The sequence below is a fragment of the Caballeronia sp. ATUFL_F1_KS39 genome (assembly GCF_023630985.1).
Taxonomy (GTDB): Bacteria; Pseudomonadota; Gammaproteobacteria; order Burkholderiales; family Burkholderiaceae; genus Caballeronia; species Caballeronia zhejiangensis.
In genome coordinates this window covers 15,073-33,433 of the sequence record NZ_JALQDZ010000054.1, presented here as the reverse complement: position 1 = coordinate 33,433, position 18,361 = coordinate 15,073, and the positions used below count along the sequence as shown (strand labels likewise).

Annotated in this window: 13 protein-coding genes and 1 pseudogene; 4 read left to right on the top strand and 10 right to left on the bottom strand. The window is 63.6% G+C overall.

The window, feature by feature from the left end; all coding sequences use genetic code 11:
- Positions 1–21: 21 nt before the first annotated feature.
- Positions 22–1,623, top strand: a complete 1,602-nt coding sequence (locus NCR93_RS27060) for a tetratricopeptide repeat protein (protein ID WP_175980331.1) — start codon at positions 22–24, stop codon at positions 1,621–1,623.
- A 29-nt stretch (positions 1,624–1,652) separates the two neighbouring features.
- On the opposite strand, the gene tssE is transcribed toward NCR93_RS27060, so the two are convergent.
- The 6 genes from tssE to tssK all read right to left on the bottom strand — a co-directional run bounded on the left by tssE (position 1,653) and on the right by tssK (position 9,224).
- On the bottom strand, positions 1,653–2,078 hold the full coding sequence (gene tssE, locus NCR93_RS27055; protein ID WP_033536886.1) for a type VI secretion system baseplate subunit TssE: 426 nt from the start codon (positions 2,076–2,078) through the stop codon (positions 1,653–1,655).
- Positions 2,079–2,089: 11 nt separating this feature from the next.
- Entirely contained in the window at positions 2,090–4,750 is a 2,661-nt protein-coding gene (tssH, locus tag NCR93_RS27050; RefSeq protein ID WP_175980332.1) for a type VI secretion system ATPase TssH, read from the bottom strand.
- Positions 4,751–4,874: 124 nt separating this feature from the next.
- Positions 4,875–5,360, bottom strand: a complete 486-nt coding sequence (locus NCR93_RS27045) for an Hcp family type VI secretion system effector (RefSeq protein ID WP_175980333.1) — start codon at positions 5,358–5,360, stop codon at positions 4,875–4,877.
- A 98-nt stretch (positions 5,361–5,458) separates the two neighbouring features.
- On the bottom strand, positions 5,459–7,141 hold the full coding sequence (locus tag NCR93_RS27040; protein WP_175980334.1) for an OmpA family protein: 1,683 nt from the start codon (positions 7,139–7,141) through the stop codon (positions 5,459–5,461).
- A gap of 5 nt (positions 7,142–7,146) precedes the next feature.
- A complete protein-coding gene (gene icmH / locus NCR93_RS27035) occupies positions 7,147–7,875 on the bottom strand; it encodes a type IVB secretion system protein IcmH/DotU (RefSeq protein ID WP_175980335.1) in 729 nt (242 codons plus the stop codon).
- A complete protein-coding gene (tssK, locus tag NCR93_RS27030) occupies positions 7,872–9,224 on the bottom strand; it encodes a type VI secretion system baseplate subunit TssK (RefSeq protein WP_175980336.1) in 1,353 nt (450 codons plus the stop codon). The genes icmH and tssK overlap by 4 nt, the downstream gene beginning before the upstream one ends.
- Before the next feature lie 76 nt (positions 9,225–9,300).
- Between tssK and NCR93_RS27025 the strand changes: the two are divergent.
- From NCR93_RS27025 to NCR93_RS27015, 3 genes and pseudogenes are all read left to right on the top strand, one after another.
- Positions 9,301–10,413 (top strand): annotated as a pseudogene (locus tag NCR93_RS27025) (KPHS_23130 family T6SS system protein); the annotation flags it as partial.
- Positions 10,391–12,487: an ImcF-related family protein gene (locus NCR93_RS27020; protein ID WP_239295278.1), complete on the top strand. Its 2,097-nt coding sequence runs from the start codon at positions 10,391–10,393 to the stop codon at positions 12,485–12,487. The pseudogene NCR93_RS27025 and the gene NCR93_RS27020, both read left to right, overlap by 23 nt.
- Positions 12,484–12,936: a type VI secretion IcmF C-terminal domain-containing protein gene (locus NCR93_RS27015; protein WP_239295277.1), complete on the top strand. Its 453-nt coding sequence runs from the start codon at positions 12,484–12,486 to the stop codon at positions 12,934–12,936. Before NCR93_RS27020 ends, NCR93_RS27015 begins: the two co-directional genes overlap by 4 nt.
- A gap of 294 nt (positions 12,937–13,230) precedes the next feature.
- Here the strand turns inward: NCR93_RS27015 and NCR93_RS27010 are convergent, their stop codons facing one another.
- The 4 genes from NCR93_RS27010 to NCR93_RS26995 are packed head-to-tail and all read right to left on the bottom strand — an operon-like array spanning position 13,231 to position 18,354.
- A complete protein-coding gene (locus NCR93_RS27010) occupies positions 13,231–14,649 on the bottom strand; it encodes an MFS transporter (protein WP_175980338.1) in 1,419 nt (472 codons plus the stop codon).
- 28 nt (positions 14,650–14,677) lie between these two features.
- The gene (locus NCR93_RS27005) at positions 14,678–15,895 is read right to left on the bottom strand and encodes an NAD(P)/FAD-dependent oxidoreductase (protein ID WP_175980339.1); all 1,218 of its coding nucleotides are present in this window, start codon (positions 15,893–15,895) and stop codon (positions 14,678–14,680) included.
- On the bottom strand, positions 15,888–16,853 hold the full coding sequence (locus NCR93_RS27000; RefSeq protein ID WP_008346011.1) for a VOC family protein: 966 nt from the start codon (positions 16,851–16,853) through the stop codon (positions 15,888–15,890). Before NCR93_RS27000 ends, NCR93_RS27005 begins: the two co-directional genes overlap by 8 nt.
- 10 nt (positions 16,854–16,863) lie before the next feature.
- Positions 16,864–18,354 (bottom strand): aldehyde dehydrogenase, encoded by a 1,491-nt coding sequence (locus tag NCR93_RS26995; RefSeq protein WP_175980340.1) that lies wholly within the window; start codon positions 18,352–18,354, stop codon positions 16,864–16,866.
- Between the last annotated feature and the right edge of the window lie 7 nt (positions 18,355–18,361).

The following is an 18,361-nucleotide window of genomic DNA, read 5'->3' as shown; positions in this document are numbered from 1 at the left end:
TTATTGAACGACGGAAGAGCGATGGTGGAGCATGACATCAGGGAGCGAGCGACGGCGCTCGCCAGCGCTGCTCAGGCTGCAATCGAGCGTGGCAAACGCGACCAGGCAATCGCCTTGTGGCACGGGACGTTCGATATCGAACCTCACGAGGCTCATTACGCGATCGAGGCCACCAATGGCCTCATCCGATTAGGTGAGCCGCTTCTCGCGCTGGAAATGTGTACGCGATGGATCGCGCGGAACCCCGACAACGCGATCGTCCGAGTTCAGCGCGGCATCATCTATCTGAACGAATGCGGGGATCGGGAAAGCGCGATCGAGTGCTTTGTCGAGGCGCTCGAATTCGATCCCGACAACTGCGACGCACATTCCGCCCTCGCGCAGATTTACCTGTTCGCTGGTCGACCGGAACTGATGCGGTTCCATGCGAAGCAGGCGCTTATCCGGGCCGACGAGAAGAGCGCGCTGCATCTTCGCGGACGATTCCTCTCCGATTATGCCGGGGTCATCGAACGTGCGGGCGCGCTGCTCGCGCAGACACCCGACGACGTCGACATCTGGCTGATGTTGGGGAAAGCGCTGTACATGCAGAGCCGTTATCTCGAAGCGCTGGATGCATTTAGCCGAGCCGAAGAGATTGCACCGCACCGAGTGGATGCCTTCGGTCCGCTCGGGGACGTGCTCATTCTGCTCGGACGCGAGCGCGAGGGATGGCGCAAGCTCGAAGGGGTGTCGAGCGATGAGTATGTTCTTGCGCTTGATCCGGATATTGCCCCGTATCTTTCAAAATGGTGGCGGGGTCAATCGCTGCAAGGCAAGCGTATCTTGGTCGCCTACCATGCGGGCGTCGGCGACAATCTGATGCTCGCGCGTTACGCGAGCCGGCTGACAGCGGCGGGCGCGTCGGTTCACTTCGTTTGCCGGCCGGAACTGCACCGGCTGTTTCGCGATCTCGACGGCGCGCAAAGCGTTGCATCTGGCTGGCGGCCGGACGAACTGGCGAATTACGATTACTGGGTCTTCGACTACTTGCTGCCCGCATACATGCACGAGACAGCAGCGGCCATCTCCGACAGTCGACGCGGATACATCGAGGCGCCAGCTGATGCCCGCGCTCGCTGGGACAGCTTCATGCAGCCGTATGCGGGCACGCTGAAGGTGGGACTGTGCTGGTATAGCGGGCCGCACAACTTCAGCGGCATCGACCGCTTCGTGCCTGCGCGCGCATTGAAGCCGCTGTCGGAGATCGAGGGTATCGAATGGTTCGTGCTGCAGAAGAACCAGGCGAACGCCAGTTTGACGAGGCAGTCGGGCATTCGCGCGCACGACGTGTCGTCTCAGTGGACGGACTTTGCAGATACCGCCGGCTTCATCGATCATCTCGATCTCGTGATATCGGTGGACTCTTCGCCGTTGCATCTCGCTGGCGCGCTCGGCAAGCCGACATGGGGAATCTTGCCGTCCGCGCCCGAGTGGCGCTGGGGACTGCAGGGCGAGCGAACCGAATGGTATCCCACCGTGCGTCTGTATCGACAGAAGAAGCTGCATGACTGGGAGCCGGTCATCGGCCGGATCGCGCACGATCTTCGCGAGTTGGTCGGCGAGCGGGGGGCTTCGGTGTAGCGCGCGAATCAGCCCGCGCGCAAGCTGATTCAAATCCTGCCCTCGCGCACGCGCCGCTCCAGCCGGAAAACGCCGGGCGGCACGAAGTACGTTCCGAAGCGCACGAGGCCCGCGCGCTTCAGATGACAGGTCATTTCGAAGCTCACTTGCAGGCCCGGCTCGGACGTATCGACCATCGCGACGTCGATCGCGCGGATGCGCGGCTCGTACTTCAGCAGCGCGACTTCCATCTGCTCCTTCAGCGCCTGTGAAGAAGCCGGCAGCGCCTTGTAGATGTTGGTCAGATCGGGCAGCCCGTAGTCCGGCAGATGCTTGAGGGCACCGGCGCGCGTGTTCAGGATGCGTCGCACGTTCTGCTGCACGCTCAGGACTTCGAGCGTGCGGTCATCGAAATCGCTGAGCGGTTCGCCGTCGATCTGACCGAGCAGCATTTCATATAGGGACGGGCCTGGCATCTTTTCTCGCTTCAGGCGGTTGCGGGCACGGACGAGTCGCGATCGATGAACTCGATCGTCAGATTGCCTTCCTCTGAATAGGCGAGACGAATCTCCGCGGGTGCGGCGCCGCTCGCCATGCGCGTCAGGAGTTCGCGCGAGACAGTCGGCAGAATGCGCTGGTCGAGGAAAGCGTCGATATTGCGGGCGCCCGAATCGCGCGACAGGCACATTTGAGCCAGCGATGCGATCAGCGATTCCTCGCAGGCGAGCGTCACATCGTGCTGACGCTTCAGGCGATCGGCGATCTTCGCGATCTTGAGGCGCACGATATCGCCGAGCGCGCTTACGTCGAGCGGGCGGAACACGAGCGTCTGGAAACGCGCGAGCAGCGCCGGCTGGAAGTGCTTCACGAGCGGATCATGGATGGCGTCGAGCAACGCGGCGTGCGCGATGCCTGGCGTGTCCGTGGTCGCATCGTGAATCTGTTCGGAGCCGAGGTTGGACGTCATCAGAATCACGCAGTTGCGGAAGTCGATTTCCCGACCTTCGCCGTCACGCATCGAGCCACGATCGAACACCTGATAGAACATGTCGAGCACGTCGCGATGCGCCTTCTCAACTTCATCCAACAGCACGACGCTATATGGGCGCTGACGCACCGCTTCGGTCAGAACGCCGCCGCGGCCATAGCCGACGTAACCCGGCGGCGAGCCCTTCAACTGCGACACCGTGTGCGCTTCCTGATACTCCGACATGTTGATCGTGGTGAGCGCGGCCTCGCCGCCGAACAGCACATCGGCGAGCGCAAGCGCCGTCTCCGTCTTGCCGACGCCCGAGGGTCCGGTCAGCAGGAACACGCCGAGCGGCGCATGTTCGCTCTTGAGCCCCGCCTTCGCGGTGCGCAGGCTTTGCGCGAGCATGCCGAGCGCGTCGTCTTGCGCGACCACGCGCTTCGCCAGTTGATCTTCGAGCGTGAGCAGATTGAGCAGCTCGTCTTCGACGAGATTGCCGACCGGCACGCCCGTCCATTCGGCGACCACGCGCGCGATGGCCTGTGCGTCGACATCGGCGAAGATCAGCGGCGACTTGCCTTGCGCATCCGTGAGGGCGTGCTTCGCTGCGGCGAACGCATCTGCATCCGGCTTCGTCTTGCCGTCGCCGCGTTGTTCCAGCAGCGCGCGCACCAGCGACAGTTCGCGGTCGTAGCGCGCCTGAACGTCCGCGAGTTCCTGATTCGCTTGCGCCAGTGAGGCGCGGAGCGCGTCGCGATGCGCGGCTGTATCGTCGATGCCCGCCCGTTCGTCGGCATCGATGCTCGCGCCTTCGAGTTCCAGCGCGGCCACGACCGCGCGCGCGCGCTGCAGTTCGGCGGGCGGCGCGTCGAGACCCATACGCACGCGCGCCGCGGCGGTATCGATGAGATCGACGGCCTTGTCCGGCAACTGGCGCGCGGGGATGTAGCGGCGCGACAGTCTGACTGCCGCAACGAGCGCTTCGTCGCGGATATGCACGTTGTGATGCCGTGCGTAGCGCGTCGCGAGGCCACGCAACATGAGACAGGCGGCATCGTCGTCCGGCTCTTCCACCTTGACCATCTGGAAGCGCCGCTCGAGCGCCGCATCCCGCTCGAAGTATTCCTTGTATTCGGACCACGTCGTCGCGGCGATGGTGCGCAACTCGCCGCGCGCGAGTGCAGGCTTCAGCAAGTTCGCAGCGTCCGAGCCGCCGGCCGAGTTGCCCGCGCCGATCAGCGTGTGGGCTTCGTCGATGAACAGCACGATCGGCGTCGCCGATGCCTTGACTTCATCGATCACGTTTTTCAGGCGCTGCTCGAATTCGCCTTTCACGCCCGCACCGGCTTGCAGCAGCCCGAGGTCGAGCGTGAGAATGCGCACGTCGCGCAAGAGAGACGGCACACTGCCTTCGGCGATGCGCAGCGCGAGCCCTTCGACTAGCGCCGTCTTGCCGACGCCCGGCTCGCCCACGAGGATCGGGTTGTTCTTGCGCCGCCGCACGAGCACGTCGATCATCTGCTGGATCTCGCGATCGCGGCCGAACACCGGATCGATTTCGCCGCGACGCGCCTTCTCCGTCAGGTCGATGGCGAAGCGCTCGAGCGCCTGGCCTTCGGTCGAGCGCGGGGCCGCCTGCTTGACGGGCGCTTGAGCATCTGCAACTGGTGCGCTTGCGTCGCCTTCGTCTTCCTGCGCGGGCGCGTTCTCGCACGACGCGCGTCCGAGACGCGGCACGAGCCGTTCGATCTGCGCATCGGAAAGCGAAAAAAGCGGCCACGCGTCCTGCGTCCGCATGACATGCGGTGCGCCGATGAGCGCGCGCAGCAGATGCGCCGAGCGGATCGTACCGTCGATATCCTCGCGCGATGCGAGATTCCACGCGTCCTGAAGCACGCTCGCGAGCTGGATGGAAAGCGACGGCATGCCCCGCAGATTGCGCGGCAGGCGGTCGATTGCGGCGAGCAGTGCGTTCCAGATCGCATCGACATCGATTTCATAGTGACGCAGGATCGCGGGAATGTCGCCTTCGTCCGCCTCGATGAGCTTCAGCAGCCAATGCTCGACGGTGATTTCGTCGGAAAGGCGCGTCTGGCACAGGCTCGCGGCCGCTTCGAGCGTGCGGGCGCAGTGCTGGTTGAGCCGGCGAAGCAGATGAGTGGAGTCGCGCATTGTCATATGAAGTCGGTGCCGAGGTGAATGAAAGAGGGCGTACGGTGGGGATGAATTGCAGAAGAAAAGCCAGCCCGCAAGCAGGCTGGCTTCGACGGCTCACGTTGTCATGAGCCGCTGGGTCACGCGCTTACGCGCGCTCGTTCCACGTGTCCTTGTGGATGATGTTGCCGTCCTTGAACGACCAGGTGATCTGCTCGTAACGCAGTTCGACTTCTTCGAGATGGTTGTGCTTCTCGAAAGCCGGATTCTTGATGTCGAGCATCTTCGGACGGACCGCGACGACCTTGACGTTGTCGAGCTTGGTGTTGAGGTATTCCTTCTCCTTGCCCGCGTCGTCGATCTTGTACCACTTGATCTCGACCGACTTCAGCGTCTGGCCGCTCGTCACCGCCTTGTACAGATACGGCGTGGACGAATCGGTTTCCTTGGTCAGCGTGATCGGCGCGTGCACGCGCGTGCCGGTGAGCTTGCCGGTGTTGCCATCGGTCGGGATATGCACGCCATGACCGAACTCGACGATCTCGACGCTGCCTTCGCGGCCTTGCACGGTGACGGAACCCTTGATGTCGGCGCCGCCGTCATCCTTCAGCCACATGTATGCGGGAATTGCCATTTACTACTCCTCTTTGGTACTGCCAAGCAATGCTCAGAAAAACAACTCCTGAGCGACAAGATCCCGAAGAGAGAACTCCGGGAATTCGATTAACGATGTCAGTTCGCGACGTTCGCGGTGTCCGGTACGAGAGTGATTTCCACGCGACGGTTCTTCGCGCGCCCTTGTAGCGTGTCGTTCGCGACGATGGGGCGTGTGTCGCCGTAGCCCTGAACCGCAAACTGCGTAGCCGGTATGCCGGACGCTTCGATCAGCCAGTCGCGCAGAGCCGCGGCGCGCGCGTTCGACAGCTTCAGATTGCTCGCGGCATTGCCCACGTTGTCCGTATGGCCCGCCACGAGGATCCGCTTGCCCGGATGCGCCTTGATCATTTCGACGGCTTCGACGAGCACGCGCGTCGATCCCGGTTTAAGTTGCGCCTTGCCGCTGTCGAAGAGCGACATGCTGTCGAGCGTCACCACGGCGGGCGGCGGCGCAGGCGGCTGATAGCTGGCGATGGCGGTATTCAACGCCGGCAGCAATTGCGCTCCGCGATAGAGCCCGAAGGACAGTCTGAGCGGCACGCCCGTGCGCGCGTAGCGATCCAGTTCATCGCGATCGGCGACGAGCGCCTTCAACGCGTCGCGGCGCGCGGCGTCGTGCTCCGGCGTGACGGCTGCGTAGCGGTCCATGTCCGCCTGCAGGCGCTCGAGCAGCGCCGCATTGTTGCGGCCCGCGCCGAGGATCGCGGCGCCTGCCGCCAGTGCCACGATGCCGATGGCATGTGCGAAGGCGGCCACGCGCGGCGACGTCACGATGCGGCGGGGCATTGCTTCGATCAGCGATTGCGGCAACGGCCACGGAGCCGGGCTTGCTTCGACGCTCGCGGGCGCGATGTGCGTTTGCATCTGCACGTCCTGCTCCCACGGTTTATGTGCGTCGCTGGCGGGCCCGCAGTCGATCCAGCCTGCGCCGTAGAGCGCCCAGGGCGTGGCCGGCTGGCGCGGATCGGTCAGCGTGCCGAACACCATGCGCTGCGTCCAGCCGACGATGGATGCCAGTGCGGCCGCATGGGCGGACGCGTAACGATCGCCCGCATGGCGGCAGGCATCGTCTTCCGCATTGCGGATCAGCGCTTCGAAGCGCCGGGCGTCGACGAGCGGCGTCCCCGACGACACACAGTGCCATCGGCGTGCCGCGTTTGCGTCGCTGGACGCGATACGTGTCAGGCGCTGATACACCGCGACATAACCCGGCAAGCGCACGCTCACGATGCGCGAGGCATCGGCGAGCGCCTGGCGCGCCACGCGCAGGCTTTGCGAGAGCACATCGGCGTCGGCGTGGAGCGCGGGCGCAATGCTCAGCACGACGCCGTCGGGCGCCTGGCCGTCGCGCCACTGGCGCATCGCGAGTGCGATGCCGGGCAGATCCTGCGGACGATCCACGCGCAGCCAGATCGCGCCATCGCCGATAAGCACGAGACGCGGCGTGCCCGAGCCGTGATCGAAAAGCGAGGCGAGCGCATCGCCCATGACGAGCACGAGCGGCATGCGCGTGCGCAGGTTCAGCGGAATATCGACGGTCGCCGCACCCAGCGCGTTCAGGATATGCATGCTGCTGCGGCGCGCGCGTGACAGGCGTCGCGTGCGCCAGCCGACGAGGGCCGCCGCGACGATCACCATGCCTGCCGTCGAAAGCCAGATCCATTCCTTGCCGAACGGCTGCACGAACCACTGCACGGCGAGCGCGAGCAGCGCCGCGAAGACGACGATGGTGCGCGCCGGATAACCCAGTCTCTGCATGGCGCTCACGGCTTGACTGCGTTGGGAATCAGCGCGGCGAGCTGCATGTCGAGGGTGACGTGCCAGATGAACCACGTAACGAGCGCGACGGCGCAGCCGATTCCGGCGACGGCCCACGGCGAGATGCGCCGAAGCCAGTTGCCGAAGCGCCGGCCCGGCTGGTCGATGACGAGCGAGCGCTCGCTTTCGGGACGAAGGCGCGCGATCAGCGCGCTCAACTCATCGATGAGTGCCAGACGCTGATTCTCGCCATTGCCCGAATATCGGCCGCGAAAGCCCAGTCCGAGAATCGCCGCGTAACACTCGAGCAGATCGACTTGCGGCGAGTGTTCGCGCATGCGGAACTCCAGCCGCTCGAAGACGCGTTCGCCGCCGTCGTGCTGCTTGAACCTCTCGACCTGCAAAGGCTGTGCGGACCACAGCGGCTTCTCTTCATCGGAGAGATGATGCAGCGCCGTTTCGTCGAGCAAGGCGCATTGGGCCTTCACCGCGTCCTCGCGTACTTCGTCCGGATAGCCTCGGAGATGGAGCGCCGCGCTGAATTCGTCGGTCATCGACTTGCAGTGCGCACGCAACGATGCGAACTCGGCAGAGGAGCCGCCTGTCGACAGATTCGCGACGAAGAGCGCGGTGTCGCGCAGCAGATCGCGGATACCGGTCATGACCGACGGCGCGACGCCCGGAGCCGGCTCGACGAGGCTCGAGTGTGCGGAAGACGTGGACAGCATGTTCATGAGCGCAGCACCGCGTAGAGTTCGAGCGAGACATCCGGGACGGATGTCGGCAGATAGATCTGGCATGCACGCGCGGCCAGCATGCGCGCGTGCGCGGGACTCGCGGCATCGAGCGCGAAGTACTGGTTATCGAGGCGCACGGGAATTGCCGCCGGCACGCGCTGAACGGCCTTCAACGCGATACCTGCCAGAGCCGAATTGACGATGTGATCGACCTCGTCCGGCGCGCCGATCTTGCACAGCCGCGGAATGCGTTCGACGAGTTCGAACGCGGGCAGCGTCGAATTGACCGACAGATACCAGTCGGCGGCGCCATCGGCGATACGGGTGTCGAGAATCTGGCCGGTCCACGTCGTCGCGTTCTCGTGCGCGAGATCGATCGGCACGACACGCGACGGGATGATCGCATCCAGCAAGTTCCGGATCATCGATTCGATTTCCGCAAACACTTCGTCGGCGCGGACGTGATCGTACGCAGGAATGTCCGTGAGCTGCGAGCTCGTGGAGAACGTCATCAACGCGCTGGCGAGCTCGGCGAGGACCGTGTACAAGCGCTCGGGCGGCAAGTTCGGATTCGAAGCGAGGAATCGGAGTTGCGGCCACGCGGCATGGATGCAATGCAGAAGCCAGAACAACTGCACGTCGGCGACGCCGTATTCCGCGACCTGTTCGATGCGCTCGCTGCGCCGCGCGCCGAGGGCGAGGCTCTTCGCCAGCAGGATGTCGGCGATCCGGCCGATGCGCTCGACGTGAAGCTCATGCGCGCCCAGCGACAGGCAAGGCGGCACGTAGCGCCGGTCGAGCTGGAACTGGCCGCTCGTGGAACGGACGAGGCGTGCGATGGCGCAAACGGTGTCATCGGCGTGCGGCTCGAAATCGAACAGCAGACGCACGGCATGACGTTCCGCGGCGATCTCGCTTTCGTCGGTGCCGTTTGTGTCGACGACCTTGACGAACTCGCGGTAGGCGCGGCGCGGACGCGTGAGCGCCGCCTCATCCATGCGGCAGTTGTTGCCGTTGGCGTCTGGCAGCGCGAGCGCGGCCAGCACGGTCACGCTTTGCCGATCCGCGCTCACGCCTTGCGTGAGATCGCGCGAAAGGGGTAATGGCTGCGCAATCGATGTATCGATGGGCGTACCGTCGGGAAAACGCAGCTTGAGGCGCGAGAGCTTGAGACGGCCAGCGGCGAGCGCGTCTTCGTCGACCTCGACGTCGAGCGTTCCCCACGGTTGCGCAAGGGCCGCAGTCGTGAATTGACGAAGGGCAAATTCCGCCCATCGCTCCTGTTGTTGAAAATGCTGCTGCGTGAGAATCAGGCCTTCGTGCCAAAGCGGTTTATCGATCCGCATGAATGTATTTCGCGATACTGATTGGTTTATGTAAGGGCGGATTCTATCGTCGGCCAAGTGATTCGTATACCCGGCGGGTATTGCCGCGTTCATCGTGTTGCGCCGATTCAGCATGTATGAAGGGCGGCGTCTGGATGTTCAAGCGTGGAATGCTGCATGCAAGCGCCACCGTGAGGAAGCGTTTGCCCGGGAAAGCATTCCCATGTTCGTGCTTGGCACGGCGATTCGCGTAACGGAGGACGAGACAGCGGAACTCATGGCGCACATCGAAACCAGGAAGTTGTCACTCACTGCGAACGCTTCGGATTTCACGCAGGATGCGTCCATCACGGCGCGCTGGCTCGAACCTGCGGAGGCATTGTTGGCGGCCGATGACGAGGAGCGCCATGATCTGCTCCTGCCATGGGTTTTCGATAGCCTTCTCGACGAACTGACGGAACGACTCGACGCGCTTCCGGACAATTTTCCGCTGCGCATTGTGCTCGACGTATCGGGTTATCTCGGTGAAGCGGATATCAAGACGGTCTGGACGGCCAGCTGGGCGCGACACGAATTGCGTCGAGCGGAAGCGACGGTCGCAAAAGTGCCGATCGATCTGACGACGATCGATCGATGGCTTGACGATTCGGTGGGACCGTTACACCGCTATGCGGTTCTGCTTGTTTCGGTTTCGCTTCAGGGCATGCTGGATGAGCGTCCCGCCGATGGGTCGGCTGAAGCGGGCGTCGGTCTGCTCCTGAGTTCTCAGGCGCTCGCCGAGCAGCATCAATTGATACCTGACGGAAAGGTGCATCGCCCCCTTAGTTCGACGAGTGGGAATCTGGATCACGCATTGACGTACGCATTGCGTTGGGCGAATGCGGATCCTGCGTCGCTGGATTCGGTGTGGATGACTGGATTGGACGGCGAGTCGGTCGGACCGCTGCACGCGTCCCTCAGTCACGTCGGTGTGCGAACGGAGGAGCAGGAGCCACTGAGGGAGTTTGATCTGGATCGCGCGGTCGGACGGGCAGGCCGATCGGCGGGGTGGCTCGCCGTCGCGTGCGGCGTGGATAGAGCGAATCGGTCGGGCGTGCCGCAGCTCGTCGTCCAGAAGTCGGGCGAATGCGCCTGTGTTGCCGTGGTGCAGACCAGCCACAATGAATCGAACAACAAAGAATCTTTGCATGACTCGGAAATTCAAGCTTGATTTAATCAGCACGCTGTTCCTCGTTATCCTGCCGGGGCTGCTGGTCTGGCTGCGGCCTCAGTGGATTGGCATTTCGGTAGACAGTCGTGGTCCGGTCATCGTTGCGCTGTGCGGTGTGTTTATCGTGTTGTGGCTTGCGCTCAATTACCACGAATCGTCGCGTGCGGCGACGGCTTATCGGGCTGTCAAAACTTGGGTGTTGAAGAACGGCGGGGTGCCGATGGACGCGTCGCGGACCATGCCGAAGTCTGGCGCGGCGGATATCTCAGAGATGAAGCAATGGCTGGTCGAGCGACACGGCCGGCGTTGGCGTAATCCTGAGTCGTGGGTTTTGCTCGTTGGAGATGAAGCTTTGGTCGGACGTTTGGCGCCGGATCTGATTGAATTCGGCTATGCGAGCGTGGGCGGAGCCATTCTTCTGTATGCGCGACAAACGAACGGCGATTTCGAATCTCAGCGTCTTTCTGACATTCGCCGGCTACGCAGTCGCCGTCCGGTGGACGCCGTGGTCACTGTCACGCGCGCCGATCCTTGCGGTCACGAACCGTTCGATGCACAGATGCTTTCCCGAACGCTCGCGCGATTGGCTCGCGGGTTGCGCTGGTCTGCACCTGTGTATGTTCTGAATGTGGAGGAAGTCGGTAAGAACGCTGTCGATTTGAACGAGGCGATCGGTTTTACGTGGTCCAGTCCCAATCCGAGCGGCGGCGATGTCCGCGCCTCGTTACAGCGTCTGACTTATAGCCTGGCAGATGTCGGTGTGGCTCGGGTATCACGGAATCCGAGAGACCGATCATTCGCGGTGCTTTCACAGCATATCTCGATGTTCCAAGGAGCGCTGGCCGACCTCGTGACGGGCGTGAGACGCTCGAGCTTTGTTCGCAGCAACGTGCATGGACTGTTCTTTTTACCGCTGCCTCAATCGGTAAGTGTGGAGGGATTTCCGCGTGAGGCCGCGCGCGAAGGCAGGGGCGTTCCCGAAACGCCGCGTCGTGCTGTATGGACCGCCATCGCCACGCACAGCCGCAAGGTCCATGGTCGCCGCGTCGGGTTCTCTTGGTCGGCCACGGCCGCCTGGTCGATCGTCGCCGCCACCGCAGTCTGGCTATCGGGATCGATAATTTCGGGCGCATCGAACCGCGCGTCCATGCACGAGGCCGCGTCCACCATAACCAAAGCTTTGTCCACGCAAGACCCGACGCAAGCGCTGCTCGCGCTCGACGCCCTCGACAAGCAACTCGACACGCTCGAATTCCATCGTAAGGAAGGCGCGCCGTTCTTCACGCGTTTCGGCCTGAACCACGACGCCGCACTTTTCGACGCCCTGTGGCCCGCGTATCAGCGCATTGCCTCGCGCGTGCTGATCGAGCCGATCAAGGCGAAGCTCGAAGCACGCCTCCAGCAACTCGCCTCGCTCTCCGACGCGGAAATCGCCAGTGGCGGCAACGCGCAGGTTCAGGCCGCCTACGATACGCTCAAGACCTACTTGATGCTCGCGCATCCCGAGCATGCCGACGCCGCATTCCTGAACACGCAGTTGGTGGCCACCGATGCACCGATGCGGCCGCAGAACGCGTCGGTGACCGCGGGCACATGGGATGACGTGCGTCAGCACGTGATCGCCTTCTACGCGAACCATCTGACGCGTGCAGGGGCGTCGACTTCGGCGCCTGCGATCGATCCCGATTCCGGGCTCGTGGCGGCCACTCGCCAGACCATCATCGGCGTGCGGGGATTGCAAAACTCCACCGATGCGATCTACCAGCAGATCATCGAGGAAACGAAGCCGAAGTACCCGCCCATCACACTCGCGACGCTATTGGGCGACCACCCGAGCCGAGGCCTCTTCAGCACGACCGCCACCGTTCCCGGCGTGTTCACCCGCGCCGCGTGGGATGAGCGCATCCCGAAGGCGATCGATGAAGCAAGCGAGCAACGCACCGTCACCGGCGACTGGGTGTTATCCGACGCGAAGATCGACAACACCGCTCCCTCGACGCTCAAAGCCGAGCTGCGCCAACGCTACTTCGACGACTATGCGCGCGCCTGGCGACGCCGGGCATCACGGACATGAAGCTGATCTCGTCGGGCCAGCAACTGCACTACTTCAACCAGATGGAACAATGGGTGCCGTTCGAATGGCCGGCGCAGGCGCTGGATAACAACGCGCAGCTTCAGTGGGAGACTGAGGAAGGCGGCTTGCGTTCGACGATGTACTCGCAGGGTCGCTTCGCATTCATCCGGCTGCTCGAGCGCGCGAGAGTTTCGCAGCAGGATAATGCGCGCTATCTGCTGTCGTGGACGCCGGACCAGGGCGCGGGGTCCTCGCTCTCGGTGCAGTTGCGCGCCGAAGCGGGCGCGGGTCCGCTTGACGTGCTGGCGCTGCGTCACTTCACACTGCCCTCGCGCATCTTCGTGACGAAGACGCTCGCCGAGAAGGCAACCGGGCAGCCGCCGCCCTTGCCACCTGGTGCGCTGGCTGCCGCCCAGAAGGTCGGCGTCCCGTTACCGGGGGCGAACTGATGCACGCGGCGCGTTAGTTCACGCCGATCTGGAGCGCGCGAGTGCGTGGTCCGAAGCGCCCCATCGGCGAATACATCGAACTGTGCAACCGAAAGCGGCCCCCCACTCGAGCCTGGCGGATCAAACGCCGGACGAGGCAGACTTTGCGACGCTAACCGCGATTAAATCGGCAGCATGATCGCCCCGGACGTTCCACCTAAAAAACTCAGAAAACCCTCCGAACGAGCGAGGCCCCCTCTGGCCTCCGCTCAACAGGAAAGAGAAAGCCCCGCGCAAAGCGGGGCAACCATCCTCTCAAACCTCCAACTGCTCCAGCACCTTCCCCTTCGTCTCGATCCCCATGAAATGCACCGCCGCCGCCGCGACGACCGGCACGACCGCGAGCGCATAGAACGCGATGTCCATGTTCCCGCCCATCAGCGTCTTGCCGACGAGCGCCGGCGCGAAGATCGCCGCGATCTTGAGCCATGCGCCACCGAGACCACAACCGAAAGCGCGGATACTCGTCGGATATAACTCCGGCGTATAAACATAAGCGGTGATAAACCCGCAAGCCATGAAGCCGAGCGCGAGCGCGCAGAACGTCGCAACCACATACACAGACTGCGCGACGAACACGCCCGCGCATACCAGCGACACCGCGCACAACACGAACGACCAGTTGATGACCGGCTTGCGCCCGACCTTGTCGACGATCAGCGCGCACGTCAGCGAGCCGATCACGCCCAGCACCGACGCCGCCACCGCAAGATTCAGCGCAAGCTGCAGCGGCGCGTGATAAACCGTCTTGTAGATCGTCGGCAACCACGTCGAGAGACCGTACTGCAGCACGCCGCACGTCATCCACAGCAGCGCGACGGCGATCGTGCGCTTCAGATACGCCGGCCCGATCAGATCGAGACGGCGCCGCTTCGGATGCCGATTCGCCATCGCTTCGAATTCGGCGAGATTGCCGAGCGGCGGCAACGGCTGCTTGACGGTCGCTTCGAATGCAAAAAGCGCATCGCCCGCTTCCTTCATGCGGCCGCGTTCACCGAGCCAGCGCGGCGATTCCGGCACCAGCGCGCGCAACATGAAGAACAGCACGAGCGGAATGCCGCCGATGAAATACATCGCTTCCCATCCGAATCGCGGCACGATCCACGCGCCGAGCGCATTCGATGCAAGCAGGCCGATCGGAAACACGATCTCATACAGCAGCACGAAGCGCCCGCGTCCATGCGCGCGCGTGATCTCGTTGATGTACGTCGCCGCCACCGGCAACTCGCCGCCGAGCCCGAGGCCCTGCACGATGCGCAACGCGACGAACACGGCGAACGAAGGCGCGAAGCCGCATGCAATGCTCGTCAGTCCGATGATCCCCGAGCTCCACGCGATCGAACGCACGCGCCCGAAGCGTTCCGCAAGCGAAGGAAACAGGAATGCGCCGATCAATTGTCCGATCGATCCCGACGCGATCAGAAAGCCGACCTGTCCCGGCGTAAGCCCCCAACGCTGGATGAGCAGCGGCAAGGTCGCCGCGATGACGATGACATCGAAGCCATCGAAGAACGTCGCCGCGCCGATCAGAATCCGCGCGCGCACCTGCATCGCGTTGGCGGGCAGCCGTTCGATGCGCGCGATGATCGATCCCTTCGTGACCGCGTGAGCGGCCGCGCTCGCGTCCGCGACTGTCGTGGCCGTGCCGCCGTGCTCAACGGCCGTGTTGCTCATGCTCCTCATGCCTGCTCCCGTCAATGTGTTATGCGAGTGCCTTCGCCGTATCCGCGAGCGACGCGATATCGACCGCGCGTCCCTGGCTCATCCATTTCTTCGCGACCTTCAGATCGCGCGTCGCGTTGATCGCGATGACGCCGCGCAATACATCGCCTTCGAAGAAGAAGAGCGATGCACGACGCGCGTCCAGATCGCCGCGCACGACAGGCGTCGCGCCCGGCGGAATGTCGCCGAGAATCTGCAGGTTCACGTCGTACTGATCCGACCAGAACCACGGAATCTCCGCATACGGCGTGCGAACGCCGAGCACGGCGCGGGCCGTCGCGATCGCCTGGTTCTGCGCGTTCGCCCACGATTCCAGACGCACGCGGCGCTTCAGCCACGCATTCGGATGATTGGCGACATCGCCGCAAGCGAACACATGTGCATCGTGGGTCGCGCCGAATTCATCGACGACGATGCCGTCGTTCACTTCGATGCCCGCGCTTTCCGCGAGCGCCGTGTGCGGCGCGAGACCGATGCCCGCGACGGCAAAGCCGGCGTCGATGAACGTGCCATCGGCCATCGAAGCGCGCACGCCGCCTTCGCAGTCTTCGAGCGATACGACCGATGCATTCAAACGCACATCGACACCGTTATCGCGATGCAACTTCAGCAGAAAGTCCGACACGCTCGCGGGCACCGAACGTCCGCACAGACGCGGCGCACCTTCGATCACGGTCACATCGACGCCGAGCTTCTTCGCGGTCGCCGCGACTTCAAGGCCGATCCATCCGCCGCCGATCACGAGCAGGCGCTTCGCATGACTCTCGCGCAGACGCTTGCCGATATGCACCGCATCGTCGAGCGTGCGCAGATAGGCAAGATGCGAAGTCTTCACGAGCGATGCCGGCAGACGGCGCGCCGCACCGCCCGTTGCGATGACAAGCCGGTCGTACTGCACTTCGCGTCCACTCGCGGTACGCACGATGCGCGCATCGCGATCGATCGACGTCGCGCGTTCCGGCTGCCACGCTTCGACGTTCAACGCGGCGAATGCATCGTGATCGACGAGACGCACGGTTTCGATATCCGCTTCGCCCGCGAGCACGGCCTTCGACAACGGCGGGCGCTCATAAGGAAGATGAATCTCGTCGGCGATCATCACGACGCGGCCATCGAAGCCCTCCTTGCGCAACGTCTTCACGATCCAGCCCGCCGCCTGTCCGCCGCCGATCACGACGACTGTCTGAAGATCAGCCATTTTTCCGCTCCGTCATGAACTTGCCTTCGGGCGCCTTCGCCTCTTTCTGGCGGCGCGTGTTGCCGTCGAGACCTCCATCGACGGCCCATTCCGCAAACACGGTCGGACCCGGCTCGAACTCGCGCGGCTGCCATTCGGGCGTGAGCACGTCTTCATCCGCGTAATACTCGATGAGACCGCCCGCCGGATTCTTGAAGTACCAGAAGTACGCCGACGAAACCGGATGACGTCCCGGTCCGAGTTGCGTGGTCCATCCGCAGCGGCTGATATGCAGGCCGCCGCCGAAGACTTCGTGGATGTCGCGCACCGTGAACGCGACGTGATTCAGGCCGCGTTTTCCATCGGGTAGTTGCAAGAGAAACAAATCGTGATGACCGCCATGCGGCGCGCAACGCATGAACGCGCCGCGTCCCGGATAGCGATCCGATGTCTCGAAGCCGAGCAGCTCGTGATAGAACTTTTCCTGCTCCGCGACGCAGTTCGTGAAGAACACGACGTGTCCCACTTCGACGGGTTCCGCGCGCTCATAGACGGGGCTCGGCGTATCGATGCGCTGCGCGTTGCCCCACACGTTCGACAGTGAGCCCTTCACGTCGATGTCGCGCTTCTTCGTCACTTCCACACGAATCGCCATGCCGTTCGGATCGATGCAACCGACCGCATCGTCGGTTTCGATGTGACCGGGCTGGCCCGCGAAGCGTCCGCGCAATGCGTCGAGTTCGGCGCGCGTCGCGACGGACCACGTCACTTCGCGCAACGTCGGACCGCCTTCGAATGCGGGCGGCAGCGCGGGATCGTCGGCCAATGCAAGCAGCACTTCGCAGCCGTTGAGCGTTTCGAAACGCGCGCGCGCTTCATCGTGCGCGACTTCCTTCAATCCCCAGTCCGCGAAAAAGCGCCGGCAGGTGTCGAGATCGGTCACGCCGTAGGTGATGCGTTCAATGCCAAGGATCGTCATGGCAACTCCTTCAGTTCGCCCACGGCAGCGGGGCATCGTTCAAGCCCCAGTACAGGCTCTTTTGCTGCATGTATTCGCGCAGGCCGAGACGGCCTTTCTCGCGTCCCATGCCGCTGTCTTTCCATCCGCCGAAAGGCGTCGAAATCGAAAACTGCTTGTACGTGTTGATCCAGACCGTGCCCGCGCTCAACGCGCGCGCGAGGTTCCATGCGCGCTTGTAGTCGCGCGTCCAGATGCCGGCGGCGAGACCGAACACGCTGTCGTTCGCTTGTTGCAACAACGCGGCTTCGTCGTCGAAGGGCAGGGCGGCAAGCACCGGGCCGAAGATTTCTTCCTGACACATGCGCGCATCGTTCGCGAGACCTTCGATGATCGTCGGCAGATAGAAGAAGCCTTTCTCGCGGCCATCGCCCGTCGGACGTTCGCCGCCGCATAACAGCGTGCCGCCTTCTTCGAGACCGAGCGCGACATAGCGTTCGATGCTCTCGCGATGCTGCGATGTGATGAGCGGACCCATCTGCGTGATTTCGCGCGTGGGATCGCCGACGCGCAGCCCGCGTGCGCGATCGACGAGACGCGACATGAACTCGCCGTACACCTTGCGTTCGACGAAGAGCCGCGATCCCGCGATGCACGATTCGCCCGATGAACTGAAGATGCCGTACAGCACGCCGTTCACTGCGTGATCGAGATCGGCATCGGCATAGACGATGGTCGGCGACTTGCCGCCCAGTTCGAGCGATACCGGCATCAGCTTTTCCGCGGCAAGACGCGCAATACCGCGACCGACTTCGGTGCCGCCCGTGAACGCGACCTTCTTGACGAGCGGATGACGCACGAGCGCATCGCCGATGACCGAGCCCTTGCCGGGCAACACGCTCACGACCCCTTTCGGCACGCCCGCTTCCTCGCAGATGCGCGCGAGCGCAAGCGATGCCAGCGGCGTCACTTCAGCGGGCTTCAGCACGACCGCGTTGCCGGCCGCGAGCGCAGGCGCGAGCTTTTGCGCATCGGATGCGATCGGCGAATTCCACGGCGTGATTGCCGCGATGACGCCGAGCGGTTCGTGCACGCTCATCGTCAGATAATCGCCGCGCGAAGGCGTGAGTTCTTCTTCGAGCGTTTCGAGGCACGCTGCGAAGTAGCGGAACGTGTTGGCCGCGCTCGTGACCAGGGCGCGCGTTTCGCTGATCGGCTTGCCGTTGTCGCGGCGCTGCAATTGCGCGAGCGCTTCATGACGCGCTTCGATCAGATTCGCGATGCGATGCAGAACCGCAGCACGCTGATGCGGCTTCAGTCCGGCCCAATCGGCCTGCCTGTAAGCGCGATCCGCGATCTCGACGGCTTCGCGCGCGTCGTCGGCGTCGGCGGTGCTGATCTCCGCGTTGACGGATTGATCGGCGGGATAGATGCTCGCGTACTGATTGCCGCGCCCTTTGCGCCACTCGCCGCCGATATAGATATCGCCGGACGTTACGAGCGAAGTGTCGGGATGATTCATCTTTCTG

What these genes read in the sequence shown, in the direction of transcription:
- tssH (WP_175980332.1), bottom strand. Translation starts at nt 4,750, where the DNA reads ATGACAATGCGCGACTCCACTCATCTGCTTCGCCGGCTCAACCAGCAC.
- NCR93_RS27045 (WP_175980333.1), bottom strand. Translation starts at nt 5,360, where the DNA reads ATGGCAATTCCCGCATACATGTGGCTGAAGGATGACGGCGGCGCCGAC.
- NCR93_RS26995 (WP_175980340.1), bottom strand. Translation starts at nt 18,354, where the DNA reads ATGAATCATCCCGACACTTCGCTCGTAACGTCCGGCGATATCTATATC.
- NCR93_RS27000 (WP_008346011.1), bottom strand. Translation starts at nt 16,853, where the DNA reads ATGACGATCCTTGGCATTGAACGCATCACCTACGGCGTGACCGATCTC.
- tssE (WP_033536886.1), bottom strand. Translation starts at nt 2,078, where the DNA reads ATGCCAGGCCCGTCCCTATATGAAATGCTGCTCGGTCAGATCGACGGC.
- NCR93_RS27040 (WP_175980334.1), bottom strand. Translation starts at nt 7,141, where the DNA reads ATGCAGAGACTGGGTTATCCGGCGCGCACCATCGTCGTCTTCGCGGCG.
- icmH (WP_175980335.1), bottom strand. Translation starts at nt 7,875, where the DNA reads ATGAACATGCTGTCCACGTCTTCCGCACACTCGAGCCTCGTCGAGCCG.
- NCR93_RS27015 (WP_239295277.1), top strand. Translation starts at nt 12,484, where the DNA reads ATGAAGCTGATCTCGTCGGGCCAGCAACTGCACTACTTCAACCAGATG.
- NCR93_RS27005 (WP_175980339.1), bottom strand. Translation starts at nt 15,895, where the DNA reads ATGGCTGATCTTCAGACAGTCGTCGTGATCGGCGGCGGACAGGCGGCG.
- NCR93_RS27020 (WP_239295278.1), top strand. Translation starts at nt 10,391, where the DNA reads ATGACTCGGAAATTCAAGCTTGATTTAATCAGCACGCTGTTCCTCGTT.
- tssK (WP_175980336.1), bottom strand. Translation starts at nt 9,224, where the DNA reads ATGCGGATCGATAAACCGCTTTGGCACGAAGGCCTGATTCTCACGCAG.
- NCR93_RS27060 (WP_175980331.1), top strand. Translation starts at nt 22, where the DNA reads ATGGTGGAGCATGACATCAGGGAGCGAGCGACGGCGCTCGCCAGCGCT.
- NCR93_RS27010 (WP_175980338.1), bottom strand. Translation starts at nt 14,649, where the DNA reads ATGAGCAACACGGCCGTTGAGCACGGCGGCACGGCCACGACAGTCGCG.